Annotated in this window: 22 protein-coding genes; 10 read left to right on the forward strand and 12 right to left on the reverse strand. The window is 71.8% G+C overall.

The features are described 5' to 3' along the window. Positions 1 to 201 precede the first annotated feature (201 nt). From RKE38_RS03725 to RKE38_RS03740, 4 genes are all read right to left on the reverse strand, one after another. Positions 202 to 1,266, reverse strand: coding sequence for a BMP family ABC transporter substrate-binding protein (locus tag RKE38_RS03725; RefSeq protein ID WP_316006099.1), 1,065 nt, complete (start codon positions 1,264 to 1,266; stop codon positions 202 to 204). 135 nt (positions 1,267 to 1,401) lie between these two features. After that, the gene (locus tag RKE38_RS03730; RefSeq protein ID WP_316006100.1) at positions 1,402 to 2,619 is read right to left on the reverse strand and encodes an amidohydrolase; all 1,218 of its coding nucleotides are present in this window, start codon (positions 2,617 to 2,619) and stop codon (positions 1,402 to 1,404) included. 136 nt (positions 2,620 to 2,755) lie between these two features. Further along, entirely contained in the window at positions 2,756 to 4,351 is a 1,596-nt protein-coding gene (locus RKE38_RS03735; protein WP_316006101.1) for a methylmalonyl-CoA mutase, read from the reverse strand. Between the two features lie 34 nt (positions 4,352 to 4,385). Next, a complete protein-coding gene (locus RKE38_RS03740) occupies positions 4,386 to 4,967 on the reverse strand; it encodes a GbsR/MarR family transcriptional regulator (protein ID WP_316006102.1) in 582 nt (193 codons plus the stop codon). Positions 4,968 to 5,021: 54 nt separating this feature from the next. Here RKE38_RS03740 and RKE38_RS03745 point away from each other — a divergent pair, with 54 nt between their 5' ends. Both RKE38_RS03745 and RKE38_RS03750 read left to right on the forward strand, forming a co-directional pair. Beyond that, positions 5,022 to 5,948: an ABC transporter ATP-binding protein gene (locus RKE38_RS03745; RefSeq protein ID WP_316006103.1), complete on the forward strand. Its 927-nt coding sequence runs from the start codon at positions 5,022 to 5,024 to the stop codon at positions 5,946 to 5,948. Further along, a complete protein-coding gene (locus tag RKE38_RS03750; RefSeq protein ID WP_316006104.1) occupies positions 5,945 to 7,531 on the forward strand; it encodes a polyketide antibiotic transporter in 1,587 nt (528 codons plus the stop codon). The genes RKE38_RS03745 and RKE38_RS03750 overlap by 4 nt, the downstream gene beginning before the upstream one ends. A 98-nt stretch (positions 7,532 to 7,629) precedes the next feature. Here the strand turns inward: RKE38_RS03750 and RKE38_RS03755 are convergent, their stop codons facing one another. Then, positions 7,630 to 8,709, reverse strand: a complete 1,080-nt coding sequence (locus tag RKE38_RS03755; RefSeq protein WP_316006105.1) for a mannose-1-phosphate guanylyltransferase — start codon at positions 8,707 to 8,709, stop codon at positions 7,630 to 7,632. A gap of 101 nt (positions 8,710 to 8,810) precedes the next feature. Here RKE38_RS03755 and RKE38_RS03760 point away from each other — a divergent pair, with 101 nt between their 5' ends. The 7 genes from RKE38_RS03760 (at position 8,811) to RKE38_RS03790 (ending at position 15,906) form a co-directional block, all read left to right on the forward strand. Continuing rightward, on the forward strand, positions 8,811 to 9,962 hold the full coding sequence (locus RKE38_RS03760) for a glycosyltransferase family 1 protein (RefSeq protein ID WP_316006106.1): 1,152 nt from the start codon (positions 8,811 to 8,813) through the stop codon (positions 9,960 to 9,962). Positions 9,963 to 10,042: 80 nt separating this feature from the next. Further along, entirely contained in the window at positions 10,043 to 11,032 is a 990-nt protein-coding gene (locus RKE38_RS03765; protein WP_316006107.1) for an aldo/keto reductase, read from the forward strand. A 159-nt stretch (positions 11,033 to 11,191) separates the two neighbouring features. After that, entirely contained in the window at positions 11,192 to 11,569 is a 378-nt protein-coding gene (gene sdhC, locus RKE38_RS03770) for a succinate dehydrogenase, cytochrome b556 subunit (RefSeq protein ID WP_310149807.1), read from the forward strand. A gap of 11 nt (positions 11,570 to 11,580) precedes the next feature. Further along, positions 11,581 to 12,042, forward strand: a complete 462-nt coding sequence (locus RKE38_RS03775; protein WP_316006108.1) for a succinate dehydrogenase hydrophobic membrane anchor subunit — start codon at positions 11,581 to 11,583, stop codon at positions 12,040 to 12,042. 34 nt (positions 12,043 to 12,076) lie between these two features. Further along, positions 12,077 to 13,855, forward strand: a complete 1,779-nt coding sequence (sdhA, locus tag RKE38_RS03780) for a succinate dehydrogenase flavoprotein subunit (protein WP_316006109.1) — start codon at positions 12,077 to 12,079, stop codon at positions 13,853 to 13,855. Beyond that, positions 13,855 to 14,619, forward strand: coding sequence for a succinate dehydrogenase iron-sulfur subunit (locus RKE38_RS03785; protein WP_316006110.1), 765 nt, complete (start codon positions 13,855 to 13,857; stop codon positions 14,617 to 14,619). The genes sdhA and RKE38_RS03785 overlap by 1 nt, the downstream gene beginning before the upstream one ends. Before the next feature lie 33 nt (positions 14,620 to 14,652). After that, the gene (locus RKE38_RS03790; protein ID WP_316006111.1) at positions 14,653 to 15,906 is read left to right on the forward strand and encodes a D-alanyl-D-alanine carboxypeptidase family protein; all 1,254 of its coding nucleotides are present in this window, start codon (positions 14,653 to 14,655) and stop codon (positions 15,904 to 15,906) included. 176 nt (positions 15,907 to 16,082) lie between these two features. On the opposite strand, the gene RKE38_RS03795 is transcribed toward RKE38_RS03790, so the two are convergent. From RKE38_RS03795 to RKE38_RS03825, 7 genes are all read right to left on the reverse strand, one after another. Further along, positions 16,083 to 17,168: a YihY/virulence factor BrkB family protein gene (locus RKE38_RS03795; protein ID WP_316006112.1), complete on the reverse strand. Its 1,086-nt coding sequence runs from the start codon at positions 17,166 to 17,168 to the stop codon at positions 16,083 to 16,085. A gap of 3 nt (positions 17,169 to 17,171) precedes the next feature. Continuing rightward, a complete protein-coding gene (locus RKE38_RS03800; RefSeq protein ID WP_316006113.1) occupies positions 17,172 to 17,714 on the reverse strand; it encodes a 2'-5' RNA ligase family protein in 543 nt (180 codons plus the stop codon). 10 nt (positions 17,715 to 17,724) lie between these two features. Next, positions 17,725 to 18,756: a tryptophan--tRNA ligase gene (gene trpS, locus RKE38_RS03805; protein ID WP_410055429.1), complete on the reverse strand. Its 1,032-nt coding sequence runs from the start codon at positions 18,754 to 18,756 to the stop codon at positions 17,725 to 17,727. A gap of 4 nt (positions 18,757 to 18,760) precedes the next feature. Further along, a complete protein-coding gene (locus RKE38_RS03810; RefSeq protein ID WP_316006115.1) occupies positions 18,761 to 20,929 on the reverse strand; it encodes an alpha-galactosidase in 2,169 nt (722 codons plus the stop codon). After that, complete coding sequence (locus tag RKE38_RS03815) at positions 20,926 to 21,852, reverse strand: carbohydrate ABC transporter permease (protein WP_316006116.1); 927 nt, start codon at positions 21,850 to 21,852, stop codon at positions 20,926 to 20,928. Before RKE38_RS03815 ends, RKE38_RS03810 begins: the two co-directional genes overlap by 4 nt. Continuing rightward, positions 21,849 to 22,742 (reverse strand): sugar ABC transporter permease, encoded by an 894-nt coding sequence (locus tag RKE38_RS03820; RefSeq protein ID WP_316006117.1) that lies wholly within the window; start codon positions 22,740 to 22,742, stop codon positions 21,849 to 21,851. The genes RKE38_RS03815 and RKE38_RS03820 overlap by 4 nt, the downstream gene beginning before the upstream one ends. Before the next feature lie 67 nt (positions 22,743 to 22,809). Then, positions 22,810 to 24,159 carry an ABC transporter substrate-binding protein gene (locus tag RKE38_RS03825; RefSeq protein ID WP_316006118.1) on the reverse strand — a complete coding sequence of 450 codons (1,350 nt, stop codon included), beginning with the start codon at positions 24,157 to 24,159 and terminating at the stop codon, positions 22,810 to 22,812. Between the two features lie 278 nt (positions 24,160 to 24,437). On the opposite strand from RKE38_RS03825, the gene RKE38_RS03830 reads away from it, so the two are divergent. Further along, entirely contained in the window at positions 24,438 to 26,423 is a 1,986-nt protein-coding gene (locus RKE38_RS03830) for a beta-galactosidase (RefSeq protein WP_316006119.1), read from the forward strand. Positions 26,424 to 26,425 lie beyond the last annotated feature (2 nt).

A 26,425-nucleotide genomic window follows, 5' to 3' on the forward strand; every position in this document is an offset into this window, starting at 1 on the left:
CGTCTGCGCTGCGGTCCGCTGCAGGGGTGGGGAGGCGGTGATGGGTCACGCTCCTGGTCCGGGCCCGCGGCGTCGCGAGCAGTGTGGCGCTGGGGGCCCGCCGGGTTCCGGCGGACGGAGGGGCCGAGGTCGGGGAAGCACACGGCCCGGGTCAGACGCTACCGCGCCGCCCGGGCCGTGTAACCAACCCTCAGCCGGTGATCAGGGGGTCGTGGGGACCTTGATCTTGCCGGAGATGATGTCCTGCTTGTAGGCGTCGAGCTTGGCCTTGATGTCCGACAGGTGGTCGCCGGTCGTGGAGTAGTCCACACCGCCGGCCTTGAGGTCGTACACGTTGTTGCCCGTGAGCTCCTTGCCCTCCGAGGCCGACTTGATGAAGTCGTACACGGCGACGTCGACCTTCTTGATCATCGAGGTCAGGATGACGTCGCGGACCTCGGCCGGGGCGGTGAGCGCCTGGTCGGAGTCGACACCGATCGCCCAGTGGTTCGGGCCGGCCGCCTTGGCCGCGGTGAAGACACCGCCGCCGGAGCCACCCGCGGCGTGGTACACGATGTCCGCGCCCTTCTGGAACATGCCCTCGGCCGCGGTCTTGCCCTTGGCCGGGTCACCGAAGCCGCTGAAGTCCGGCGGCTGGGTGAGGTACTGGGAGTCGATCTTGATGTTCGGCTTGACCGCCTTGGCGCCGGCGATGTAGCCCGCCTCGAACTTCTTGATCAGCGGGACGTTGACGCCGCCGACGAAGCCGATGTGGTTCGTCTTGGTCTTCAGCGCGGCCGCCGCGCCGACGAGGAACGAGCCCTCGTTCTCGGCAAAGGTGATCTGGTCGACGTTCGGGCCCTTGGAGTCCGCCGAGGCGTCGTCGACGATGGCGAAGTGGACGTCCGGGTTGTCCTTGGCGGCCTTGCCGACGGACGCGGCGTAGGCGAAGCCGACGGCGACCACGTGCGTGTAGCCGGCGTCGACGAGCTGCTGCAGGCGCTCCTCGCGGGCGGCCTCGTTCTCACCGTTGACGGCCGCGGCCTCCTTGGTGTCGACACCGAGCTCCGACTTGGCCTTGTCCAGGCCGGCGGCGGCGGCGTCGTTGAACGACTGGTCACCGCGACCACCCACGTCGTAGGCCATGCCGACCTTGAGCTTCTTGCCGCTCGAGCTCGAGCCGCTGGCGCTGCCGCTGCTCGAGCTGGTACCGCCCGAGCCGTTGCCCGAGTCACCGCACGCGGCCAGGGCCAGTGCTGCCACTGACACGACCGCTGCAACCTTCATCGTGTGACGCAAGGCTGTCTCCTGTTCTTTGGTCTGCACGAGGCGCCATGCTGCGCCACTAGGGCGGCAGGATAGCCGCAAGAACTCCGGGCTCCGACCGCCTTTGGCCGTAGAACTTGCAATTCCCGCAAACCGTTACCGATCCGCGACGGTGCGCTCCCCCGAACTCTTGACCACGCCGGCCACGACCGCCCCGGCCAGCAGCCGCGCGCCGTGGGCCACGGACGTCTCGTCCACGACGAGGTCCCCCTGGTGCAGGTCGTAGGTGCGGCCGCCCGGCGTGCGGGTCCCGAGCCGGGCCATGGCGCCGGGCACGCGGCGCAGGTACCAGGCGAAGTCCTCCCCACCCAGCGACTGCGGGGTGCCGACCGCGCTCATGCCGCTGCCCTCGGTGGCCTGCCGCAGCACGTCGATGGCCGCGACGTCGTTGACCACGGGCGGCACGCCCTGGACGTGCTCGAGCACGGCCGTCACGGCATACGGCGCCACCACGTGCTGGACCGCCTCGGACAGCAGGGGGCCGATGGTGGTCCAGGCGGTGGCGTCCAGCATCCGCAGGGTGCCGGCGGCGGTGCCGGTCGGCGGGATGACGTTGGCGGCCTGGCCGGCGTGGACCTCGCCCCAGACCAGCGCGAAGGCGGTGCGCGGGTCGAGGCGCCGCGACAGGACCGCCGGCAGCTCGGTGACGACCTTCGCGAGCGCGAAGGTGAGGTCCTCGGTGAGGTGCGGGCGGGAGGTGTGGCCGCCCCGGCCGCTGAGGTGGACGGTCACGCGGTCGGCCGCGGCGGTGATCGGGCCCTCGCGCAGGCCGACGCTGCCCGCGTCGATGGTCGGGTCGCAGTGCACCGCGAAGACGGCGTCGACGCCGTCGAGGGCGCCCGCGGCGATGAGGTCGACCGCCCCTCCGGGGATGACCTCCTCGGCGGGCTGGAACAGCAGGCGGACACCGATGCCCCGCTCCCGCAGGCCCTCCTCGTGCTCCTTGAGGGCCAGCCCCGCGCCGAGCACGGCCGCGACGTGGACGTCGTGGCCGCACGCGTGGCAGATGCCCTCGGTGGTGGAGGACCAGGTGAGCCCGGTGCGCTCGCTGACCGGCAGGGCGTCGAGGTCGGCCCGCAGCGCGACCCGGTATGCCGGCTGCTCGGCACCGAGGTCGGCGACCAGGCCGGAGACGGGCAGGGTGGTGACGGCGATGCCCGCCTCCCGCAGCCGCCGCTCGACGAGGCCGGTGGTGCGCAGCTCCCCCCGGGACAGCTCGGGGTGCGCGTGGATGTCGCGCTGGACCTCGAGCAGGTGGGGGGCGAGGGTCTCGACGCTGGCGCAGACCGCGTCCAGCAGGGGGTTGGTGCTCATCAGGGCGCACTGTACCCGTGCCCGGCATGCGGTCTTTGAGCGATCTGCGCGGTCCCGGCCGCCGCGACCGCTCAAAGACGAGAGGACACCGGACTCGCGGGCGCCTGCCGGCCAAGGTCTGCCGGCCGCGCGGAGGTCAGAAGGTCTCGCGCGGGACGTACAGGCCCCACACGTCGCGCAGGGCGTGGCTGATCTCGCCGCCGGTGGCGCGCAGCCGCAGCGCCTCCTTCATGGGGTAGAGCACGTTGTCTGTGCCACGGGCGGCCTCGCGCACCGCCTCGAGCGCGGCCTCGACGGCGGCGTTGTCGCGGTCGGCGCGCAGGGCGGCGAGCCGCTCGCGCTGGTCGACCTCGATCTGCGGGTCGACCCGCAGCGGCTCGTACGGCTCCTCCTCGTCGAGGGTGAACCGGTTGACGCCGACGACGGTGCGCTCGCGGTTGTCGATCTCGAGGGCGATCCGGTAGGCGGAGCGCTCGATCTCGGACTTCTGGAAGCCCTGCTCGATCGCGGCGACCGCACCGCCCCGGTCCTCGACCGCCTGCATGAGCTCCAACGCCGCGGCCTCGACGTCGTCGGTCATCGACTCCACGACGTAGGAGCCGGCGAACGGGTCGACCGTCTTGGTCACGTCGGTCTCGTACGCGATGACCTGCTGGGTCCGCAGCGCCAGGCGAGCGGCCTTCTGGGTCGGCAGCGCGATCGCCTCGTCGAAGGAGTTGGTGTGCAGCGACTGCGTGCCGCCGAGCACGGCCCCGAGGCCCTGGAGCGCGACCCGGACGAGGTTGACCTCCGGCTGCTGGGCGGTGAGCTGGACCCCGGCGGTCTGGGTGTGGAAGCGCAGCATCTGGCTCTTGGGGTTCGTCGCCCCGAACTCGTCGCGCATGACCCGGGCCCAGATGCGGCGGGCCGCACGGAACTTGGCGACCTCCTCGAGCAGGGTCGTGCGCGCCACGAAGAAGAAGGACAGCCGCGGCGCGAAGTCGTCGACGTCGAGCCCGGCGGCGATCGCGGCCCGCACGTACTCCTTGGCGTTCGCGAGGGTGAAGGCGATCTCCTGCGCGGGCGTCGCCCCCGCCTCGGCCATGTGGTAGCCGCTGATGGAGATGGTGTTCCAGCGCGGCAGCTCCTTGGCGCAGTAGGCGAAGATGTCGCTGATCAGCCGCAGCGACTCCTTCGGCGGGTAGATGTAGGTGCCGCGCGCGATGTACTCCTTGAGCACGTCGTTCTGGATCGTGCCGGCCAGCCGCGTCGGGTCGGCGCCCATCTCCTCGGCCACGAGCTGATACATGAGCAACAGCGTCGAGGCCGGGGCGTTGATCGTCATCGAGGTCGAGAGCTCGCCGAGCGGCAGCCCGCCGAAGAGGGTGCGCATGTCGTCGATGGAGTCGATCGCCACGCCGACCTTGCCGACCTCGCCGTGGGCGATGGCCTCGTCGGAGTCGTAGCCCATCTGGGTCGGCAGGTCGAACGCGACGGACAGTCCGCCGGTGCCGTTGGCGACGAGCTCGTGGTACCGCTCGTTGGACTCCTTGGCGGTGCCGAACCCGGCATACTGCCGCATCGTCCACGGGCGCCCGGTGTACATGTTCGGGTAGACGCCGCGGGTGTAGGGGAAGGCGCCCGGCTCCCCCAGCTGGGCCGCTGCGTCGAAGCCGGCCAGGTCGTCCGGCCCGTACACCGCCTTGATCGGCAGGTCGGACTCGGAACGTGCGTCGGGGACGTCGGCGGCCATGCCGCACACCATAGTGAGCGGGTATGCCGCCTGCTCATGGCTCGTGGCCAACCTCACCCGAGGGGGACGTGTGGCGACGACACACGTGACCACCCACCCCCGTCCGGGGGTTCGACTGGTAGCCGAGCTCGGCCCGTCGCTCGTCCCAGCGAGCGGAGAGCTGCTGCATCTCCTCGGTGACGAACTCGAGGAAGTGGACGCTGAGCGCCAGCCGGTCCCCCGCGCCCGACCCGCGACCGCCGACCTCCTCCACGCCCTCCCGCAGGGCGGCGGTGAGCGGCTCGTAGATCCGGGGGGTGTTGAGCATGACGTCGTGCCAGGCGTCGTCGGCCACGACGTAGACGTCGCGCCGGGTGCCCGGCTCGCGCTCGCGGTGGATCATCCGCATCTGCTGCAGGTGCCGCACCGCACCGGACACCGAGGCCGCGCTGACCGACAGGGCCTCCCCGATCTCGGCCGCCGTCATCCGCCCGTCCTCGTCGGCCAGCAGCGCGGCGAACACCCGGGAGGGCAGGCGCTGCATCCCCGCCTCGGTGAGGGCCGAGCCGAACCGCTCGACGAACCGAGTGGCGTCGCGGCGGTCGGCGTCGGGCTGTCGGGCAGCGCGGGAACTCATGCGAGCAACTTTAGATCATTCAGTATCTTCTGAAAACTGTGTACACTCGGCGGCATGGATGCAGTGCTCGAGGCCTCCGGCCTGCGCAAGACGTTCGGCTCCACGGTCGCCCTCGACGGCCTCGACCTCACGGTCCACCGTGGTGAGGTCCACGGCTTCCTCGGGCCCAACGGCGCCGGGAAGTCCACCACCATCCGCATCCTGCTCGGGCTGCTGCGCGCCGACGGCGGCTCGGTCAGCCTCCTCGGCAGGGACCCCTGGCGGGACGCCACCGAGCTGCACCGGCAGCTGGCCTACGTCCCCGGCGACGTCGTCCTGTGGCCCAACCTCACCGGCGGCGAGGTCATCGACCTGCTCGGCCGCCTGCGCGGCGGCGTCGACCGGGCGCGCCGCGACGAGCTGCTCACGCTGTTCGAGCTCGACCCCACGAAGAAGGGCCGCTCCTACTCCAAGGGCAACCGGCAGAAGGTCGCCCTCGTGGCGGCGCTGGCCAGCGACGTCCCGCTGCTGGTCCTCGACGAGCCGACGTCCGGCCTCGACCCCTTGATGGAGAAGGTCTTCGAGGCCCAGGTCGCCCGGGCCAGGACCGAGGGGCGGACGGTCCTGCTGTCGAGCCACATCCTGTCCGAGGTGGAGGCCACCGCCGACCGGGTGAGCATCGTGCAGGCCGGCCGCATCGTCGACTCCGGCACCCTCGCCGACCTGCGGCACCTGACGCGCACCAGTGTCACCGCGACCCTGGGCACGGTTCCGGACCTGGAGCAGGTCCGGGCATGGCCGGGCGTGGACGGGGTGCGCGTCGACCGCGACCGGCTGGTCATGTCGGTCGAGTCCAGCGCCGTGGGCGACGTGGTCGGGCGCCTCGGCGGCTACCGCATCGACGCCCTCACCTGCCAGCCGCCGACCCTCGAGGAGCTGTTCCTCTCGCAGTACCGCGACGACCTGTCCGCCGCGTCCCGGGGCGAGGAGGTCCGGGCGTGAGCACCTTCGCCGGGACCTGGCCGCTGCTGCGCCTGGCGTGGCGGCGCGACCGGTGGGTGGTGACCGCCAGCGTGCTCGCGCTCGTGGTGACGGCCTACTCCTCGATGGTGGCCACCCTCGACCTCTACCCCACCGACGCCGAGGCCGCCGCCGGTGCCAGGGTCATGGCCGACAACCCGTCCATCACAGCCCTCTACGGCCCCCTCCCGTCGCTCACCGCCCCGGCGGTCGGCGTCCTCAAGACGATCATGTTGGGCAGCGTCTTCACCGCGTTCCTCGCGTTCGCGCTCGTGCGCCGGCACACCCGCACCGAGGAGGAGGAAGGCCGCTTCGAGCTCGTGGCCGGCGGCGTGGTCGGGCGCCGCGCGCCGCTGGCCGCGGCAGTCCTGCTCGCCACGGCGACCGTCCTCGCGACCGGCGGCCTGTCCGCCCTCAGCCTCGTGGCGACCGGCGTCGACCCGACCGGGTCGCTGGCCCTCGGCGTCGTCGAGGTGGTCGCCGGGCTCGTCATGGTCGGCATCACCGCCGTCGCCTGCCAGCTGACCACGACCGCACGGGGAGCAGGCGGGCTGGCGCTGACGATCCTGCTGCTCGCCTTCGTCGTCCGGGCGGTGGCCGACACCTCCACCGACGGCCAGGACCTCGCGTACGCCTCCTTCCTCGGCTGGGCCGAGCGGGTCAGCCCCTTCGGCGACAACCGGCTCTGGCTGGTGCTGCCGGCCGTGGCAGCCCTGGCGGGGCTGCTCGTCGTCGCCGACGTCCTGCTGCAGCGCCGCGACCTCGGGTCGGGCCTCTGGGCCGCGCGGCCCGGGCCGGCGCGCGCCGCAGCCTCGCTCGGCTCCCCGCTGGGCCTGGCCTGGCGGCTGCAGCGCGGGGCCGTGCTGGGCTGGACCATCGGGTATGCCGTCCTCGGCCTGGTCGTCGGCAGCATCGCCCGGTCGGTCGACGAGATCGCCAGCAGCCCCGGCATCGAGGAGATGTTCCGCAAGATGAGCGGCGGGCAGGGGTCGCTGCTCGAGGTCTTCTTCGGCACGGAGATCCGGTTCCTCGCCGTCGGCGCCGCGGCATACGGCATCACCACGGCCCTGCGGCTGCGGTCGGAGGAGAGCGGCGGCCGCGCCGAGGTCACGCTCGCCACCAACGTGGGCCGGTGGCGCTGGCTGTCCAGCCACGTGCTCGTCGCCGTCCTGGGTTCGCTGTGGCTGCTCGTCGTCATGGGGCTGTCCGCCGGACTGTCCGGGGGCGCGGTGAGCGAGGTCGGCGTCGCCGAGGTCCTGCCCGCAGCCCTGGCGACCGCCCCGGCCGTGCTCGTCTGCGTGGCCCTGACGGTGCTGCTGTTCGGGACGGTGCCCCGGTGGACGGCGGCGGCGTGGGGCCTGCTCGCGGCGTTCGTCCTCATCGGCGAGCTCGGTCCCCTCGTCGACCTGCCCGGGTGGGCGATGGGGCTGTCGCCGTTCGACCACCTAGGCAGCCTGCCGGGCGGGGACGCGAACCTCGTCGGCCTCACGGGCCTGCTGCTCGTGGCGCTCGCCGCGGGGGCCCTCGGGTATGCCGGGTTCCGCCGCCGCGACCTCGTCACCTGAGCCGGCCGGTCCCGCGACCCCTTCCCCCGGGTCTTTGAGCGATAGCAGCGGTGATGACCGCTGCTATCGCTCAAAGACCCGGGGAGGCAGAGCTGGGGTCAGAGCAGGTCGGTGCGGCCCTCCGACCGCAGCGCGTCGACGACGGCCTTGACCTCCTGGGCGCGGTCCCTGGCCACCACCAGGACGGCGTCCGTGGTGTCGACCACGACGACGTCCTCGAGCCCGACCAGCGCCACCACGCGACCGGTCCCGGGGACGACGACCCCGGTGGCGTCGGCCACCCGCACCCGGTCCGCGGCCCCGAGGACCTGCACCCCCGGCATACCGTCCGCGTCGGGGAGCAGCTCCCCCAGCGAGGCGAAGTCGCCCACGTCGTCCCACCCGAACCCGCCGGGCACGACGGCCACGCGACCCGCCGCCGCCGCGGGCTCGGCGACCGCGTGGTCGATCGCGATCTTCTCCAGCCCGGGCCACGACTGCTCGAGGCGCGACGGGTCGGCCGCGAGCGCGCGCAGCCCCTGCGCCAGCTCGGGGTGCCACTGCGCCAGGAGGTCGAGCAGCACGCGTGCCTTGACGACGAACATGCCTGCGTTCCAGCGGAACCGGCCGGTGGCGAGGTAGTCCTGCGCCCGCTCGCGGTCCGGCTTCTCGACGAACTGCACGACGGCGTGGGCAGGTCCCCCGCCCAGGCGCTCGCCCAGCTCGATGTAGCCGAACCCCGTCGCCGGGTGCGTCGGTTCGATGCCGATGGTCACGACGAGGTCGTCGGCCGCCGCTTCGACGGCAGCGGCCACGCAGGCCCGGAACGCGTCCTCGTCGCGGATCACGTGGTCGGCCGCGAACGAGCCGAGCACCGCCTCCGGGTCACGGGCCTCCAGCAGCGCGGCCGCCCACCCGATCGCGGCCATCGAGTCGCGCGGCGCCGGCTCGGCGAGCAGCTGGTCGCCGGGCAGGTCGGGCAGCTGCTCGCGGACGGCGTCGACGTGGGCCCTTCCGGTCACCACGAGCACGCGGTCGCCGGTCAGCGGGACGAGCCGGTCCCAGGTCGCCTGGAGCAGCGTGCGGCCGCTGCCGGTGAGGTCGTGCAGGAACTTCGGGGCGGCGGCGCGCGACAGCGGCCACAGGCGGGTGCCCGCTCCCCCGGCCGGGATCACGGCCCAGAAGTGGTCGGTCGACATGGCCGGAACGCTAGCCGACCGCACCCTCCCGTCACCTGCCGCTCACCCGACACGCCCCCGGCCGTCGCCGTGGCCACACCCGCGCGGCGGACCGTGGAGGCGTGCGAGTCGCCATCGTCACCGAGTCCTTCCTCCCGACGTTCAACGGCGTCACGACCAGCGTGTGCCGGGTCACCGAGTGCCTCGTCGCCGCGGGGCACGAGGTGCTCCTCGTGGCGCCACGGCCGGCGCCCGAGTCGTATGCCGGGTGCCCGGTGCACGGCGTCGCCTCCGTGCCGGTGCGGGGCTTCCCGCTGGGGATGCCGTCTCGCGAGATCGAGGACGTGCTGCGCGGGTTCGGGCCGGACGTCGTCCACGTCGCCTCGCCGTTCGTGCTCGGCGCCAGCGCCCTCGCGACCACGTCCCGCCTCGGCGTGCCCAGCGTGGCGGTCTACCAGACCGACATGCCGTCCTACCTCCAGCGCCACGCACCGGCCGCGGTTGGCGCCGGCGCGTCGCGCGCGGCGTGGCGCTGGCTGCGGCGGTTGCACGGCATGGCCGACCTCACCCTCGCCCCGTCGACCGCGGCGCTGGCCGACCTGCACTCGCACGGTGTCGCCCGGACGGCGCTGTGGGGGCGCGGTGTCGACACGCGGCAGTTCTCCCCCGACTGGCGCCTCGACGCCGGCACCCGCGCCCTGCGCCGGCGGCTGTCGCCGGACGGCGAGGTCGTGGTCGGGTACGTCGGCCGGCTGGCCCCCGAGAAGGAGCTCGACCGGCTCGTGCCGGTGGCGACGCTGCCGGGTGTCCGGCTGGTGCTCGTCGGGGACGGACCCGACCGGCAGCGCATCGGCGCCGTCCTCGCGGGCGCGGCGGCGTCGGCGGGCGTGCCGGCGCCCGTCCTCCTGGGCCGGCGCGACGGCGACGACCTCGCCCGGGCGTATGCCGCGCTCGACGTCTTCGTCCACACCGGCACGCGGGAGACGTTCGGCCAGACCCTGCAGGAGGCGGCGGCGACGGGACTGCCCGTCCTGGCGCCGGCGCGCGGAGGGCCGCTCGACCTCGTCGACCACAGCCGCACCGGGCTGCTCTACGACCCCGACGACCCGGCGGCCCTCGTCGACGCCGTCCGGCACCTCGTGGGCGACCGGGCCAAGCGCGAGGCCCTGGGCCGCGCCGGACTCGAGCGCGTGGCCGACCGGGGCTGGACGCCGCTCACGGCAGCGCTGGTCGGGCACTACGAGCAGGTCGCCGCCCGCCAGAGGGTGACCTGACCCGGCCGCGCGACCTGCCGCCGGGGTGCGACCTGCGCCCGGCCGTGGGCATGCTGGCCGCGACCCCGGAGGTGACATGCATGCACTACCGCACGATCGGTTCCGACCCCGCCCGACAGCGCACGGTCAGCGTGCTCGGACTCGGCACCATGGCATTCGGCACCGGCTTGGACGAGGCGGCGTCGTTCGCGCTGCTCGACCGGTTCGTCGAGGCCGGCGGGACCCTGCTCGACACCTCCAACAACTACGCCTTCTGGGCCGACGGCAGCCAGGGCGGCCAGAGCGAGACCATGGTCGGCCGCTGGCTGGCGGCCAGCGGCGCCCGGGACCGCGTCGTGGTGGCGACCAAGGTCGGGGCCCGGCCCGTCCGGCCCGCCCGCGACTTCGCGGAGGTCGAGGGCCTCTCCCCCGACGTCGTCCGCGAGCAGGTCGACCGCAGCCGCGAGCGCCTCGGCGTCGAGCAGGTCGACCTCCTGCACGCCCACCTGCGCGACCCGGCGACCCCCCTGGCGGACCAGGTCGCCGGGCTCGCCGCGCTCGTCGAGGCCGGATCGGTGGGGGTGCTGGGCGCGAGCAACTTCTGGGTCTGGGAGCTCGAGCGCTCCCTGCAGCTCGCCGGCGACGGCCCACGCTACGACACCGTGCAGTACCAGCACTCCTACCTGCGACCCCGCACCGACCTGCCCTCCCTGCACGCACCGGAGGGTGCGGCCGGCGTCGCCGACGGGCAGGTGCTGAGCTGGCTCGCCGACCGTCGCGACGTCACCCTCATCGCCTACTCCGCGCTGCTCAAGGGCACGTATGCCGCGCCGGACGCGCCGCTGCCGCCGGGCTTCGACCACCCCGGCACCCACGAACGACTCGCCGTGCTGGACGAGGTCGCCCGCGAGACGGGCACCTCCCGCAACCAGGTGGTGCTCGCCTGGCTGCTCGGCGGCCAGGTCCCCTCGATCCCGCTCGTGGGCCCGAGGACCGTGGCCGAGCTCGACGAGTGCCTCGCTGCCGTGGACCTGGAGCTCACGGCCGACCAGCGGCAGCGGCTCGACGGCCCCCGCACGTTCGTGGGCTGACCCTGCATACCGGCTGGTAACCACTCCTGTCTGGTTTCTCACAGGCGGGCGGCGCGCGGCCCCGCGGAGCGGCCAGATAACCTGACGGACGAACTACGGCAACCGCCGCCCTCGTCGGACGAGCGACGCCGTCTCCACTCTTCTCGAAAGGGACGCGCAGTGGCGCAGGCAACCACGGGGACTCTCTACCGCGGCCGCGAAGGCATGTGGTCGTGGGTGGCCCACCGCATCAGCGGCGTACTCCTCTTCCTCTTCCTCTTCGCGCACGTGCTCGACACGGCGCTGGTCCGGGTCTCGCCGGACGCCTACAACGAGGTCATGTCGGCCTACAAGAACCCGGTCGTCGGGCTGGGAGAGGCGGGCCTGGTGGCCGCGGTCATCTTCCACGCGCTCAACGGCCTGCGGATCATCGCCGTCGACTTCTGGGGCAAGGGCCCGAAGTACCAGCGGCAGATGTTCTGGGGCGTCGTCGTGGGCTTCGTCGTGCTGTTCGCACCGTTCGCGGTCCGGCACCTCACCAACGTCTTCTCGCACTGAAGGGGCAGAGAATGAGCGCCACCAGCCAGACCACCCCCGTGCCCACCGAGCCGGTCCGCCAGTCGCCCTACCGCAGGGTGAACCGTGGCCGCGGCAACTTCGAGCTGTGGTCGTGGGTCTTCATGCGCGGCAGCGGCATCCTGCTGCTCGTGCTCGTCTTCGGGCACCTGTTCGTCAACCTCATGCTGGGCGAGGGCATCCACGCGATCGACTTCGCGTTCGTCGCCGGCAAGTGGGCCAGCCCGTTCTGGCAGGTCTGGGACATGCTCATGCTGTGGCTGGCCATGCTGCACGGCTTCAACGGTGTCCGCACGATCATCAACGACTACACCGAGCGCGAGAACACGCGCTGGGTGCTCAAGGGCCTGCTGGTGCTGGCGACCTTCTTCACGGTCGTCCTCGGGACGCTGGTGATCTTCACCTTCGACCCCTGCATCGACCCGAACTCCACCCTCTCCGTGTGCACGCGCTGACCCCGCACCTCGCGCAGTAAGGACACAGACACCCATGCAGACGCACAAGTACGACGTCGTCATCGTCGGCGCCGGCGGGGCCGGCATGCGCGCCGCCCTCGAGTCGAGCAAGCGCACCCGCACCGCCGTGCTCACCAAGCTCTACCCGACCCGCTCCCACACCGGCGCGGCCCAGGGCGGCATGTGCGCCGCCCTCGCCAACGTCGAGGAGGACAACTGGGAGTGGCACACCTTCGACACCGTCAAGGGCGGCGACTACCTCGTCGACCAGGACGCCGCCGAGGTCATGTGCCGTGAGGCCATCGACGCCGTCATCGACCTCGAGAAGATGGGCCTGCCGTTCAACCGCACGCCCGAGGGCAAGATCGACCAGCGCCGCTTCGGTGGGCACACCCGCAACCACGGTGAGGCCGCCGTGCGCCGGTCCTGCTTCGCAGCGGACCGCACCGGCCACATGATCCTGCAGACGCTCTACCAGAACTGCGTCAAGCAGGGCGTCGAGTTCTACAACGAGTTCTACGTCCTCGACCTGCTGCTCAACACCGGCGCCGACGGCGTCGAGCGCGCGGCCGGCGTCGTGGCGTACGAGCTGGCCACCGGCGAGCTGCACGTCTTCCAGGCCAAGTCGGTCGTCTTCGCCACCGGCGGCACCGGCAAGGTCTTCAAGACCACCTCCAACGCCCACACCCTCACCGGCGACGGCATGGGCGTGGCCTTCCGACGCGGCATCCCGCTGGAGGACATGGAGTTCTTCCAGTTCCACCCGACAGGCCTCGCCGGCCTCGGCATCCTGCTCTCCGAGGCCGCCCGGGGCGAGGGCGGCATCCTGCGCAACGCCGACGGCGAGCGCTTCATGGAGCGCTACGCCCCCACCATCAAGGACCTCGCGCCGCGCGACATCGTCGCCCGGTCGATGGCCAACGAGGTGCGCGAGGGCCGCGGCGCCGGGCCGAACAAGGACTACGTCCTGCTCGACCTGACCCACCTCGAGCCGGCGCACATCGACGCCAAGCTCCCCGACATCACCGAGTTCGCCCGCACGTACCTGGGCGTCGAGCCGTACACCGAGCCGGTCCCGGTCTACCCGACCGCGCACTACGCCATGGGCGGCATCCCGACCAACGTCGAGGCCGAGGTGCTGCGCAACAACACCGACGTCGTCCCGGGCCTGTACGCCGCCGGCGAGGTCGCGTGCGTGTCCGTGCACGGCTCGAACCGCCTGGGCACCAACAGCCTGCTCGACATCAACGTCTTCGGCCGCCGTGCCGGCATCGCCGCCGCGGAGTATGCCGTGGACGCCCCGTGGGTGGACCTCCCCGAGGCCCCGGAGGCCCTCGTCACCGGCATGGTGGAGGGCATCCGCTCGCGCGAGAGCGGCGAGCGCGTGGCCGACCTGCGCCGCGAGCTGCAGGAGACCATGGACCGCAACGTCCAGGTCTTCCGCACCGAGGCCTCGATGAAGGAGGCCCTCGGCGTCATCGACGAGCTCAAGGAGCGCTACGCCAACGTCGTGGTGCAGGACAAGGGCAAGCGGTACAACACCGACCTGCTCGAGGCCGTGGAGCTCGGCTTCCTCATCGAGCTCGCCGAGGTCATCACGCTCGGCGCCCTCGCCCGCAAGGAGTCCCGCGGCGGCCACTTCCGCGAGGACTACACCGCGCGCGACGACGTGAACTTCATGCGGCACACGATGGCGTACCGCCCGGCGGTCGACGGCGACCTCGGCGCGGGCCCGTCCTTCGCCGACGAGGTCCGCCTCGACTACAAGCCCGTGACCGTGACCCGCTACCAGCCGATGGAGCGCAAGTACTGATGACTGCCACTGCCGAGAAGCAGACCACCGAGGAGCAGAAGGCGGGGGCCGTCCCCACCTTCACGGTGACCCTCAAGGTCCAGCGGTACAACCCCGAGGTCGACAGCGAGCCGCACTGGGAGACCTACGAGGTCACCTCGCACGCCACCGACCGGGTGCTCGACGCCCTGCACCAGATCAAGTGGGAGCAGGACGGCTCGCTGTCGTTCCGCCGTTCCTGCGCCCACGGGGTCTGCGGCTCCGACGCCATGCGGATCAACGGCAAGAACCGGCTCGCCTGCAAGACGCTCATCAAGGACGTCAACCCGGACAAGCCGATCACCGTCGAGCCGATCAAGGGCCTTCCGCTCGAGAAGGACCTCATCGTCGACATGGAGCCGTTCTTCGACGCCTACCGCGAGGTGATGCCGTTCCTCGTCACCACGGGCAACGAGCCGACCCGCGAGCGCATCCAGAGCCAGGCCGACCGCGACCGCTTCGACGACACCACCAAGTGCATCCTGTGCGCCGCCTGCACGACGAGCTGCCCGGTGTTCTGGAACGACGGCCAGTACTTCGGCCCGGCCGCGATCGTCAACGCCCACCGCTTCATCTTCGACAGCCGCGACGAGGGCGGGGCACAACGCCTGGAGATCCTCAACGACAAGGAGGGCGTGTGGCGCTGCCGCACGACCTTCAACTGCACCGAGGCCTGCCCCCGCGGGATCCAGGTCACGAAGGCCATCCAGGAGGTCAAGCGCGCCCTCCTGACCAGCAGGTTCTGACGAACCGGCCCCCTCTGGGGCACACTGTCGCCAGTGCTCAGCCGACGACACCTGACCGCCGCCACCGCCAGCGCCCTGCTGGCGGTCGGCGGCGTCGTCGTTCCCGCCCTCACTGCGCCCGCTGCGGCTGCCCCCAAGCCCAGGCCCGGTGCCACCCCCACGCTGCCCGTGCCGCGCGCGACGGTGCAGCCACTGCAGTCCGTCGGCGGCCCGAAGCTGGCTGCGACCGGCATCGTCACGGACCTGCCCCCCGGCGTCCCGGCCCCGCCGAAGCTGCGCGACGTCGCCTGGCTGCTCGCCGACCTGCAGACCGGTGAGGTGGTCGCGGCCAAGGCACCGCACGCCCGGCTGCTGCCCGCCAGCACCCTGAAGACCCTCACGGCCCTGACGCTCATCCCCCAGGTCCCGCCCGACGAGGTCGTGAAGGCGTCCGCGGCCGACGCCGCCGCCGACGGCACCCGCGTCGGCATGGTCCCCGGGCAGACGTACACCGGACGGCAGCTGTTCCAGGCGCTGCTGATGTCCTCCGGCAACGACGCGGCATACGCCCTCGCGGAGGCGGCCGGCGGCCGCGACAAGGTGCTGGCGCAGATGAACGCGAACGCCGCCCACCTCGGCGCCCACGACACCGTGGCCAAGGACCCGTCGGGGCTCGACGCGCCCGGCCAGACGTCGAGCGCGTACGACCTCGCCCTCATCGCCCGCGCCGCCCTGCAGCTGCCCGACTTCCGCGCCTACGTCACGACGAAGCAGGCCGACTTCCCCGGGCTGGTCGACCCGAGGACCAAGAAGCGCAAGACGTACAAGATCAACAACCACAACGCCCTGCTGTACAACTACCCCGGCACGATCGGCGTCAAGAACGGCTACACGGTGGCGGCCCACCGCACCTTCATCTCGGCCGTCAGCCGGGGCGGGCACACGTACCTGCTCACCGAGATGTACGGCCTCGACAACTCGTGGCGACCCCAGGCGGCGATGTACGACTGGGCGTTCCGGTACGCCTCGAAGGCACGTCCCGTGGGCCGGCTCGTCGAGCCCGGCGAGGTCACCGCGCCCCTGTCCGCACCGCCGACCGCGGTCGCGGGTGCGCCGGGCGACACGGGCGCGCAGCCGGCCCAGCGGACGGCCGCCGCGGCCGCGGTCCCGCCGGCGCAGCTCGGGCCGGTGGCCTCCGTGACGCCGTGGCTGGGCTTCGGTGGCCTGGCGGCCCTGGTCGGGGCCGTCGCGGGCCTGCGGCTGCGCGCCAAGCGCGCCGTCCGCGGCCGCCACCGCGCCCTCTCCTGACCCAGACACCTCCCCCCATCCCCCGCGCAAAACAACGGTTGCCCGTCAACCCTCGGGATGACTTCGCGAGGGTTGGCGGGCAACCGTTGTTTCGCGGGACTTCGCGAGGAGGCGGACGCGCGGCTGTGTCGGGTGCCGGGCAGGAGCCGGTATGCCGGGTGCGTGGCCCGGGCGTGTCAGTGGCGGCGCAGGAGGGCGCGCAGGCCGCGACGGGCCGTCCCGAGGGCGGTCGCGCCGACCGCGCCGAGCACGAGGCCGGCCGCGAGGGTCGTGCGGTCGGCAGCCACCGGCCCGAACGTCGGCAGGCCGGCGTCGGTGCGGGCACGCACCGAGTCCAGCGGCTCGGGCGCCGGGCCCTCGACGAGCTTCTCCCGCTGCGCCGCCGACAGCTGCCCGGCGGTGCCGGCGCTCTCGTCGAGGTCGTTGGCAGCCCAGGCTGCGGAGATGAGCAGCACCCGGGACATGAAGTTCAGCCAGACGAGCAGCCCGACGACGAGCGCGAACCCGAGGTAGAGCTTGTTGTTCGTCGTGCTCGCCAGCAGGACCGACCCGAACTTCTTGAGCAGGGTGAGGGAGATGCCGCCGAACACCGCGGCGTTGCGCAGCCCGTGCCACGGGACGTCCACCCCGGACAGCAGGCGCAGCATGACGACCACGATGGCTCCGTCGAGGGCCACGCCGACGAGCAGCGACACGAGGGTCAGCACCCAGCTCTGGCCGCCGAGCCCGACGAGGCCACCGAGCCAGCGGGCGGCCGCACCCGCGATGCCACCGACGGCTGCCGACACCACGATGCCGACCCCCAGCAGGGCGAGCACACCCAGGTCGCGCAGCTTGGCCACGACCGGGTTGCCCCCGGAACCCTCCACGCCGAAGACGGCGCGGATGCCGTCACGCAGCGCACTCAGCCAGCCCGTCCCCGCGAGCACGAGCAGGACCACGGAGACGATCCCGCTGATCGACAGCGTCGCCGAGCTCGGCATCTCGACCTTGATGATGCCGTCCGGGTTGGCCTTCGACTGCACGAAGCCGGGCAGCAGGTCGTTGATCGCGTTCTTCGTCTCCTCGAGCAGGTCGGGCTGGCCGCGCAGGACGAAGCCGAAGATCGTGAAGGCGAGCACCACCGCCGGGAAGACGGAGAAGAAGGCGAAGTAGCCCACGCCGCCGGCGAGCAGGTTCCCGCGCGCATCGCCGTACCGCTTCCAGGCGCGCCAGACGGGCGTGGTCTGGAACCGGGCCCACCACTGCTTGAGGGTCTGCACCGGTCAGGCTCCGCTCGGTCGGGACGCGTCCGGGCAGCCGCCCAGCGGGAAGGACGTCACCGGGCGCCACACGGAGTCCGCACCGTGCTCGTAGAGGTGGAACTCGGTCACGTCGAACGTGCACTCGAAGTCGGCGAGCTCCTTGAACGCGCGGTCCAGGCTCTCGTCGGGGACGTGGTGTGCCACCGTCACGTGCGGGTGGTAGTAGAAGTCCAGCTTCCGCCGCAGCGGCCCCCGGCGGACGGCCTGCTCGAGCAGCTCGCACTCCCCGATGCCGCCGGAGACCTGGACGAAGACGACCGGCGAGATCGGTCGGAAGGTGCCCGTCCCCCGCAGCACCATCGGGAACGGCTCGCGGCTCGCCGCGGCCTGCGCCAGGTGGTCGTTGACGTCGTCCATCCGCTCCGGCTCCACGTCGGTGGGCGGCAGCAGGGTCACGTGCGTCGGGATCGAGTCGGCGAGGGGGTCGCCGAAGGACGCCCGCTTCGCCTGCAGCATCTCCGCGTGCGGTGAGGGGATGGCGATCGACACACCGATGGTCGGCACCCGAGCGACCCTACCGAACTGCGGGCAGGAGGCCGACCCGGTCGCGGACCCTGGCCATCGTGCCCCGGGCCACCTCGCGCGCCCGCTCGGCGCCGTCGGCGAGGATCCGGTCGAGCTCGGCGGGGTCGTCGAGCAGCTCGCGCATCCGGTCCTGGAAGGGCGTCAGCGCCGCCACCACCACCTCGGCGACCTCCTTCTTGAGGTCGCCGTACCCCTTGCCCGCGAAGGAGTCCGCGACCTGCTCCACCGGCGTGCCCGAGAGCACGGAGTGGATGACGAGCAGGTTGGAGACGCCGGGCTTGGTGTCGGGGTCGTAGCGCACCTCGGCCTCGGTGTCGGTGACGGCCGAGCGGATGTTCTTGGCGATCCGCGCCGGGTCCTCCATGAGGTCGATGAGGCCCTTGGGCGACGAGCCGGTCTTGCTCATCTTCGACGTGGGGTCCTGCAGGTCCTGGATCTTCGCCGAGCCCTTGACGATGTACGGCTCGGGCACGACCAGGCCCCCGCCGAAGCGGGTGTTGAACCGCTCGGCGAGGTCGCGGGTGATCTCGAGGTGCTGGCGCTGGTCCTCCCCGACCGGCACGTAGGCAGCGTCGTACATGAGGATGTCGGCCGCCATGAGCATCGGGTAGGTGAACAGCCCGACGTTGGCGTTCTGGCCCTTGGCGGTCTTGTCCTTGAACTGCGTCATCCGGCTCGCCTCGCCGAACGCGGTGAGGCAGTTCATCACCCAGCCGAGCTCGGCGTGCTCGGTGACGTGGCTCTGGCAGAACACGGCCGAACGCTTGGGGTCCACGCCCCCGGCGATGAACTGGGCGGCCGTGACCCGGGTGCGTCGCCGCAGGACCTCGGGGTCGGTCGGCACGGTCAGCGCGTGCAGGTCGGCGACGAAGTAGAAGGCGTCGAAGTCGTCCTGGAGCTTCACCCAGTTGACCAGCGCCCCGAGGTAGTTGCCGAGGTGGAGCGAGTCGCTGGTGGGCTGCATGCCGGAGAGGATCCGTGGCAGCGCCTGCTGGGTGGGCGTGGCGGACATGGGCGCCATTGTGTCAGGTGAGGTGCAGCAGGAGTCCCTGGGCCGGGGCGAGCACCGGCATGGGCAGCCCGACCTGCGACAGCAGCGCGCCGTCGAGGCGCAGCTCGCCGGACAGTGCGGCCTCCCACCACCCCGGCGCCACGTGCTGCACGAGCGCGGGCATCCCGGCCTCGGGACGCACGCGCACGGCATACGTGCGCTCCGGGTCCAGCCCGGGCAGCCGCACGAGCCCGGGCGTGGCCCGCCGTGCGCTGTCGGTGCGCAGGACCGTGTATGCCGCCTGCGCCCGGTCCGCGGCGAGCGTGCCGGTCACGAGGAGGGCGCCGTCGTCGACGGCGTCGCGGACGAGGTCGCCGGTGTGCAGCAGCCCACGCAGCTCGCGGTACAGGCCCGACCAGGCTCGCAGCGCGTCCAGCTCCTCCGGCGTGCAGGCGCTGACGTCCCACTCCAGGCCCGCGTGCCCCTGCAGGGCGACGAGCATGCGGAACGGCAGGTCGAAGGTGCGGTGGGTGGTGTGCGCGGTGGCCGGCCCCACGTGCGTGCCCATCGTCTCGGCCGGCACGAGGAGGGAGGTCCAGCGCTGGATCTGCACCCGCTCGAGCGGGTCGTTGCAGTCGCTGGTCCAGACGCGGTCGGTGCGGGACAGCACGCCGAGGTCGACACGGGCTCCCCCGCTGGAGCAGGACTCGATCTCGAGGTCCGGGTGGGCCGCGCGCAGGCGGTCGAGCAGGGCGTAGAAGGCGAGGGTCTGCTCGTGGACCGCGGGCCGGTCGGTGCCGCGGCCGTCGCTGCGGACCGCCTCGTGCAGGTCGCGGTTGTGGTCCCACTTGATGAAGTCGATGCCGAGCTCGCCGACCAGGGAGCTGATCTGCCGCTCGACGTGGGCGGCGGCCTCGGGATTGGCGAGGTCGAGCACCTGCTGGTGGCGGGACTCCCGGGGCCGGCCGGCGCGGGGACCGAGGACCCAGTCGGGGTGCGCGCGCACGAGGTCGGAGTCCTCGTTGACCATCTCGGGCTCGAACCACAGCCCGAACTCCATGCCGAGGTCCTTGACGTGCCGCACGAGCGGCTCCAGACCGGTCGGCCAGGCGTCCTCGGAGACCACCCAGTCGCCGAGGCCGCGGTGGTCGTCGCGGCGTCCGCCGAACCAGCCGTCGTCGAGGACGAAGCGCTCGACGCCGATCGAGGCGGCCGTGTCGGCCAGGCCCTTCAGCCGGTCGAGGTCGTGGTCGAAGTAGACGGCCTCCCACGTGTTGAGCACGAGCGGCCGGGGGCCGGTCGCCCGCGTGCGGGTGGCCCGCTGGCGCCGGTGGAGGCGGCGGGAGACGCCGTCGAGCCCGTCGGTCGCGTGCACGAAGAGGACGTCGGGTGCGGTGTACGCCTCGCCGGGCGCCAGGCGCACCTCGCCCGCCTCGAGCAGCTCACCGCCGCCGAGGACGGCGCCGTGCATGCCGGCCCCCTCGGGCAGCCGCTCGACGAGGTGCTCGTGGTTGCCGCTCCAGGCGACGTGGGTCGCCCACACCTCGCCGTGGCCGAAGTCGAACCCTGCGGTCCCGGCCAGGAGCAGGAGCGTCGCGTCGTGACCGGTGCGGCCGCGCCGGGAGGCGCGCAGGTGGGTGCCCTCGTCGAGGGCCGACCGCTGCGGCGACCGCTCCCGGCACCAGCGCCCGGTGAGGTCGAGCACCTCGGTGGCGCGGGACGGCAGGGGCAGCACCGCCCGCAGGGCCGCCAGGTCGAGCGTGGCGGCGGCAGCATCCCCGTCGGCGGTCCCGTCCGAGCCGGTGTTCGTCACCGAGCGGCCGATGCTCAGCACCCCGTGGTCGTCGAGCTCGAGCACGACCTCGACCCGGATCCCGCCGTCCTCGGCGACCGTGCGGAGCGTGCCGTCGCCGTCGCGGGTGGTGGTGGCCCGCCACCGCGGCGCCGTGGCGCCGCCGGCGCGGTGCGCGGCATACGTCGGGGTGCCGAGCCAGCCGTCGCCACCGGTGGGCAGCAGCGTGAGCGGCCACGGCTGGTCCAGCGCGTTCGGCGGCACGGGCCCCCGGGCGAGCAGGGGCAGCGCCTCGACCGCGCTGTCAGGCAGGTCGGCACCCCAGTGCAGGACGCGCGGGAGACCCGGCCCCGAGGTGTCGAGCACCACGAGGGTGCCGGGGGATCGGAGGACCTCGAGGTCGGGACTCATCCCTTGGTTGCTCCCAGCGTCAGGCCGGCGACGAACTGCTTCTGCAGGACGAAGAAGATGATCAGGGTCGGCAGCGCGACGACGACCGAGCCGGCCGCCACCAGGTTGTTGTCGGTGAAGAACTGGCCGCGCAGGTTGTTCAGCGAGCTCGTCACGGGGAACTTGTCACCGGACTGCAGCAGCACCGTCGCCCAGAAGAACTCGTTGTAGATCCAGGTGACCTCGAGCGTCGCCAGCGCGGCCAGCGGCGGCCGGCACAGCGGCAGGGTCAGCTGGAAGAACTGGCGCAGCACGCCAGCCCCGTCGACCACGGCCGACTCGTAGAGCTCGCGCGGCAGCGTCTTCATGTAGTTGGACAGGACGAAGGCGCAGAAGCCGGTCTGGAAGGCGACGTTGACCGCGATGAGGCCCCAGTAGCTGTTGAGCAGGGTGCCCGACTCGCTGAACCAGAACGGCACCTCGATGGACCGGAACATGCGGTAGACCGGGATGAGCAGCGCCTGCGGGGGCAGCAGGTTGGCCGCGGTGAACAGGCCCAGCAGCGCCAGGTTGAACTTCCACGAGAACCGGGCCACCACGAAGGCTACGCAGCAGGACAGGAACAGCGTGAGCAGCACCGCCGGGATCGTGATGATCGCGGAGTTGAGCATGGTGTGCGAGAAGTTCGCCTGCTGCCACGCGTCCTTGTAGTTCTGCAGGGTGAACCCGCCGAACGAGAAGTACCCGTACTTGGACGTGTAGGCGTAGTCGCGGAAGCTGCCCAGCACGGCGTAGGCCACCGGGAAGAGCCAGAGGAGCCCGACCACGCCGAGGAAGACCTGGATGAGCAGGTGCCCGCGGGCGCCGCCCGCCGGCTTGGCGCGCTTGGCGGTGAGCGGGTTGGCGCCCGCGGGGGCCGCGACGGGGGTCTCGGAGGCGGTCATCGCTGCTCCCTCATGACGATTCGCAGGTAGAAGACGATGAAGATCGAGCTGATGAGCAGCATCATCGTCGCCAAGGCCGAGCCGAAGCCGATCCGGCTGGCCTCACCGACGATGTTGCTGGTGACGAGCGTGGAGATGAGCTCCAGGCCGTTGCGTCCCTTGTTGATGACCCAGACGAGGTCGAACGCGCGCAGCGACTCGATGACGGTCACGACCAGCACGATGATGTTGATCGGTGCCATCACCGGGAAGACGACCTTGAAGAAGGTGGTCCGCTCGTTGGCCCCGTCGACCTTGGCGGCCTCGCGCAGGCTGGGGTCGACCCCCTTCAGCCCGGCCAGGTAGAGCAGCATGATGTAGCCGACGTGCCGCCAGCTCGAGGCGACGAGGGCCGCCCAGAGGTTGTAGCGCTGGTCGCCGTACCAGTCGATGGTGCTGCCGGTGACCTGGTTGATCAGGCCCTGGTCGCGGCTGTAGATCAGCTGCCAGATGAAGCCGACGAGGGCCAGCGACAGGACGACCGGCAGGTAGATCGCGGTCTGGTAGACCCGCGACCCGCGCAGCTCGCGGTCGAGCAGCACCGCCAGGAAGATGCCGAACGGCGTGGCCACGAGGAACATCACCGCGAGCCAGATGAGGTTGTGCTGCACCGCCGGCCAGAACGGCGGGTAGATGGTGACCACGTCGTGGTAGTTCTTCAGGCCGATCACCTTGGCCGACGAGATCGGGCCGATGCCGTCCCAGTCGGTGAACGACAGCAGGACCGACCCGACGGCCGGCACCCAGACCAGCCACAGCACCAGCGCGGTCGGGACCGCGATCATCAGTGCCACGACCACCCGGTCGACCGGGCTGAGGTGGTCGATGCCCTTGTAACTGCGTCTCGCCACGAGAACCTCCTCGGTGGGGGGCGAGCACGGGGGCCCGGGCGGGATCGCCCGCCCGGGCCCCGGTGGCTCAGGAGCCGAAGATGCTCTTCTTCTGGTTCTCGATGCTGTTGCAGAGCCCGTCGATGTCCTTCGGGTTCTTGATGAAGGTCTGGATCGCGGGGATCATCACGGTCGACGCGAAGTCGGGCCGGGTGTCGCGGTCCATGAACTGCGCGATGGACTTGGCCTGCTTGACGAACTCGACCGACTTCTTCTGCAGGGCCGTGTAGCTGCCCTGGTCGGCCTGGTCGGTCGTCGCGATGACCGACGGGTCGGCCTTCACGGCGAGGTTCTGGGCGTCCGCGGAGCCGAGGTAGGCGAGGAGCTTCTTGGCGCCGGCCTCGTTCTTCGGCCGCTTGGCCATCATGTAGCCGTCGATCGGCGCCTCGATGGCGTCCGCACCGATGGTGGAGTCGACCTCCGGGAAGTTGAAGAAGTCGAGGTCGTCCTGCTCGGCGCCCTTCTGGAACTGCTGCGCCACGAAGGCGCCGAGCACGTACGTGCCCGCCTTCTTCTGCTGCAGGGCCTGGGCGGCCTCCTGCCACGTGCGGCCGAGGGAGTCGGGCTGGTGCAGGTCGAGCATGCCGGCCCAGGTGTCGAAGACCTTCTTGACCTTGTCGCCGTTCCAGGCCTCCTTGCCGGCCATCAGGCTGACGTGGAAGTCGTAGCCGTTGACCCGCAGGTTGAGCTGGTCGAAGGTGCCCATGGCGGGCCAGCCGTCCTTGTCGCCGAACGCGATCGGGACGAGGCCGTCCTTCTTCATCTGGGCGCCGAGGGCCTTGAACTCGTCGAGGGTCTTGGGGACCTGGTAGCCCTTGTCCTGGAAGACGCTCTTTCGGTAGAAGACCGCCCACGGGTAGTAGGTCGACGGCACGAAGTACTGCTTGCCGTCGTCGCCGGTGGACGCCTTCTTCAGCGCGTCGGACATGCCGGAGAGGTTCTTCCAGACGTCCGAGATGTCACCGGCCAGGCCCTTGTCGGCGAAGAACCGCATGCGGTACCCGGAGAACCAGGTCCAGACGTCGTCCGGCGAGCCCTGCAGGTAGTTGTTGATGTTCTCCTGGAACGTGTTGTGGTCGATCGTGTTGATCTTGACCGTGAGGCCGGAGTTCGCCTTCTGGAAGGCGTCCATCACCGACTGGACGGCGGCCTTCGGCACGGCGTCGGACTGGTTCGAGCCGAGGGTGACGGTGCCGGTGGCCTTGCCGCTGCCCCCGCTGGAGCTCCCGCCACCGCCACAGGCGGCGAGCAGGGAGGGGGCGGCGAGCAGCGTCCCGGCGCCCAGGGCACCGCGCAGCAGGGTCCGGCGGTCCACGCCACGGACGGAGGGCGGGACAAGGCTGGCGAGGTACTCGGCCTCGGTGGCGGGGCGGGTCATGACGGTCTCCTTTGACGCGACGACGTTGTGCCGAGGGCTCCCGAGCGATAGCCACACATTCGATCAGAAACCAACAGCTCCGGACTGAGAATGACCGGCCGCCATATTTCTGTCAAGAGCTTGAAACCGATTCGTCACCTCTTCTTTCAGCGCGTCAACGTGCGGGGCGCCAACGAGTTTCGCCTCGAACGCGGCTGACGGCAGCAACTTCCGCGAGCTGGTGGCAGACGTGTTGGTTTCTGTTGACATTTGCCACCCGAGTCCCGACACTGGCCGTCATGCGCTCATGGCCGAGTGACCGGATCGCCTTCGGTGGCGACTACAACCCCGAGCAGTGGCCGCGTGAGGTCTGGGACGAGGACATGGCCCTGATGCGCGAGGCCGGTGTGAGCTTCGTGTCCCTCGGGATCTTCTCGTGGTCCTGGCTCGAGCCCGCCAAGGGCGAGTACGAGTTCGGCTGGCTCGACGACGTTATGGACCTGCTGCACGCCAACGGTGTCGCGGTCGACCTCGCCACCGCCACCGCGACCCCGCCCCCGTGGCTCTCCACGGCCCACCCCGACATCCTCCCGGTCGACGTCGACGGCCACACCCTGTGGCCGGGCAGCCGGCAGGCCTGGTGCCCCAGCTCGACCGTGTACCGCGAGTACGCCCTCGCCCTGACCCGCCAGCTGGCCCAGCGCTACCACGACCACCCGGCCCTGGCCCTGTGGCACGTCTCGAACGAGTACGCCTGCCACAACATCCCCTGCTACTGCGACACCTGTGCCGCGGCGTTCCGGGTCTGGCTGCGCCGTCGGCACGACAGCCTCGACGCGCTCAACGACTCGTGGGGCACCGCGTTCTGGAGCCAGCGCTACACCGAGTGGGACCAGGTCCTGCCCCCGCGCCGGACGACCACGTTCCACAACCCGACGCACGTGCTGGACTACCGCCGGTTCCAGTCCGACCAGCTGCTCGACTTCTTCCGCGCGGAGAAGGCCGTCCTCACCGAGGTCTCCCCCGGCGTCCCGGTGACCACGAACTTCATGACCCTGGCCCACTTCGAGCACCTCGACTACTCGCAGTGGGCGCCCGAGCAGGACGTCGTCAGCACCGACCACTACGTCGTCGACGCCCTCGAGCACCCGCAGGCGGAGCTGTCGTTCTGCGGCGACCTGACCCGGGGCCTCGCCGGTGGTCGGCCGTGGCTGCTCATGGAGCACTCGACCAGCGCCGTCAACTGGCAGCCGGTCAACCCGGCCAAGGCGCCCGGCGAGATGACGCGGAACAGCGTCGTCCACGTGGCGCGCGGCGCCGACACCCTGGGGTTCTTCCAGTTCCGCCAGTCGCGGGCCGGCGCCGAGAAGTTCCACTCAGCCCTCGTGCCGCACGCCGGCCGGGACAGCGCCCGCTTCCGCGAGGTGGCCGAGCTCGGCGCGCTCGCCGGACGGCTGGGTGAGGTCGTCGGCAGCACGGTCGAGGCGCAGGTCGCGATCCTCTGGGACTACCAGTCCAACTGGGCCGCCACCGGTCCGGCCATGCCGTCGAGCGCCCTGCACCCGACCGCCGTCCCGCACGCGGTCCACCGCCTCCTGCGCGACCGCGGCGTGACGGCCGACGTCGTGCACCCCGGTGCCGACCTCTCGGCATACCGCGTCGTCGTGGTGCCCACCCTGTACTCCGTGACCGACGAGCACGCCCGCAGTGTTTCGGACGCGGCGGCTGCGGGCAGTCACGTCGTCGTGACCTTCTTCTCCGGCATCAGCGACGAGCACGACCACGTGCGGCTGGGCGGCTACCCCGGCGCCTTCCGCGACCTGCTGCAGGTGCGGGCCGAGGAGTTCTTCCCGCTCCGCGTCGGCGAGACCGTCGCCGTCGGCGCCGGCACCGGGAGCCTGTGGAGCGAGGACCTCACCACCTCCGGCGCCGAGACCGTCGAGACGTATGCGTCCGGTCCCCTCGCCGGCAAGCCCGCCGTCACCAGGGCGACCGTGGGCGAGGGCAGCGCGTGGTACCTCGGGACCCTGCCGGACGACGAGCTGCTGGGCAGCCTGCTCGACCGGGTGCTGGGCGACGCGGGCGTGCAGCCCGCGGCGGCCGTGCCGCTCGGGGTCGAGGCCGTGCGGCGCAGCAGCGGGAGCGGCTCGTGGCTGTTCCTCGTCAACCACACCGACAGCGAGCAGACCGTGCCGGCGTCCGGCACGGACCTCGTTCGCCAGGCGGCCGTCGGGCCGCAGGTGACGCTGCCGGCCGGTGGCGTCGCCGTGGTCCGAGAGTCCTAGTC

The organism is Phycicoccus sp. M110.8 (assembly GCF_032464895.1).
Lineage (GTDB): Bacteria > Actinomycetota > Actinomycetes > Actinomycetales > Dermatophilaceae > Pedococcus.

What these genes read in the sequence shown, in the direction of transcription:
- RKE38_RS03765 (WP_316006107.1), top strand. Translation starts at nt 10,043, where the DNA reads ATGCACTACCGCACGATCGGTTCCGACCCCGCCCGACAGCGCACGGTC.
- RKE38_RS03775 (WP_316006108.1), top strand. Translation starts at nt 11,581, where the DNA reads ATGAGCGCCACCAGCCAGACCACCCCCGTGCCCACCGAGCCGGTCCGC.
- RKE38_RS03745 (WP_316006103.1), top strand. Translation starts at nt 5,022, where the DNA reads ATGGATGCAGTGCTCGAGGCCTCCGGCCTGCGCAAGACGTTCGGCTCC.
- trpS (WP_410055429.1), bottom strand. Translation starts at nt 18,756, where the DNA reads ATGGCGCCCATGTCCGCCACGCCCACCCAGCAGGCGCTGCCACGGATC.
- RKE38_RS03730 (WP_316006100.1), bottom strand. Translation starts at nt 2,619, where the DNA reads ATGAGCACCAACCCCCTGCTGGACGCGGTCTGCGCCAGCGTCGAGACC.
- RKE38_RS03725 (WP_316006099.1), bottom strand. Translation starts at nt 1,266, where the DNA reads ATGAAGGTTGCAGCGGTCGTGTCAGTGGCAGCACTGGCCCTGGCCGCG.
- RKE38_RS03815 (WP_316006116.1), bottom strand. Translation starts at nt 21,852, where the DNA reads ATGACCGCCTCCGAGACCCCCGTCGCGGCCCCCGCGGGCGCCAACCCG.
- RKE38_RS03740 (WP_316006102.1), bottom strand. Translation starts at nt 4,967, where the DNA reads ATGAGTTCCCGCGCTGCCCGACAGCCCGACGCCGACCGCCGCGACGCC.
- RKE38_RS03810 (WP_316006115.1), bottom strand. Translation starts at nt 20,929, where the DNA reads ATGAGTCCCGACCTCGAGGTCCTCCGATCCCCCGGCACCCTCGTGGTG.
- RKE38_RS03785 (WP_316006110.1), top strand. Translation starts at nt 13,855, where the DNA reads ATGACTGCCACTGCCGAGAAGCAGACCACCGAGGAGCAGAAGGCGGGG.
- RKE38_RS03735 (WP_316006101.1), bottom strand. Translation starts at nt 4,351, where the DNA reads ATGGCCGCCGACGTCCCCGACGCACGTTCCGAGTCCGACCTGCCGATC.
- RKE38_RS03830 (WP_316006119.1), top strand. Translation starts at nt 24,438, where the DNA reads ATGCGCTCATGGCCGAGTGACCGGATCGCCTTCGGTGGCGACTACAAC.
- RKE38_RS03825 (WP_316006118.1), bottom strand. Translation starts at nt 24,159, where the DNA reads ATGACCCGCCCCGCCACCGAGGCCGAGTACCTCGCCAGCCTTGTCCCG.
- RKE38_RS03755 (WP_316006105.1), bottom strand. Translation starts at nt 8,709, where the DNA reads ATGTCGACCGACCACTTCTGGGCCGTGATCCCGGCCGGGGGAGCGGGC.
- sdhA (WP_316006109.1), top strand. Translation starts at nt 12,077, where the DNA reads ATGCAGACGCACAAGTACGACGTCGTCATCGTCGGCGCCGGCGGGGCC.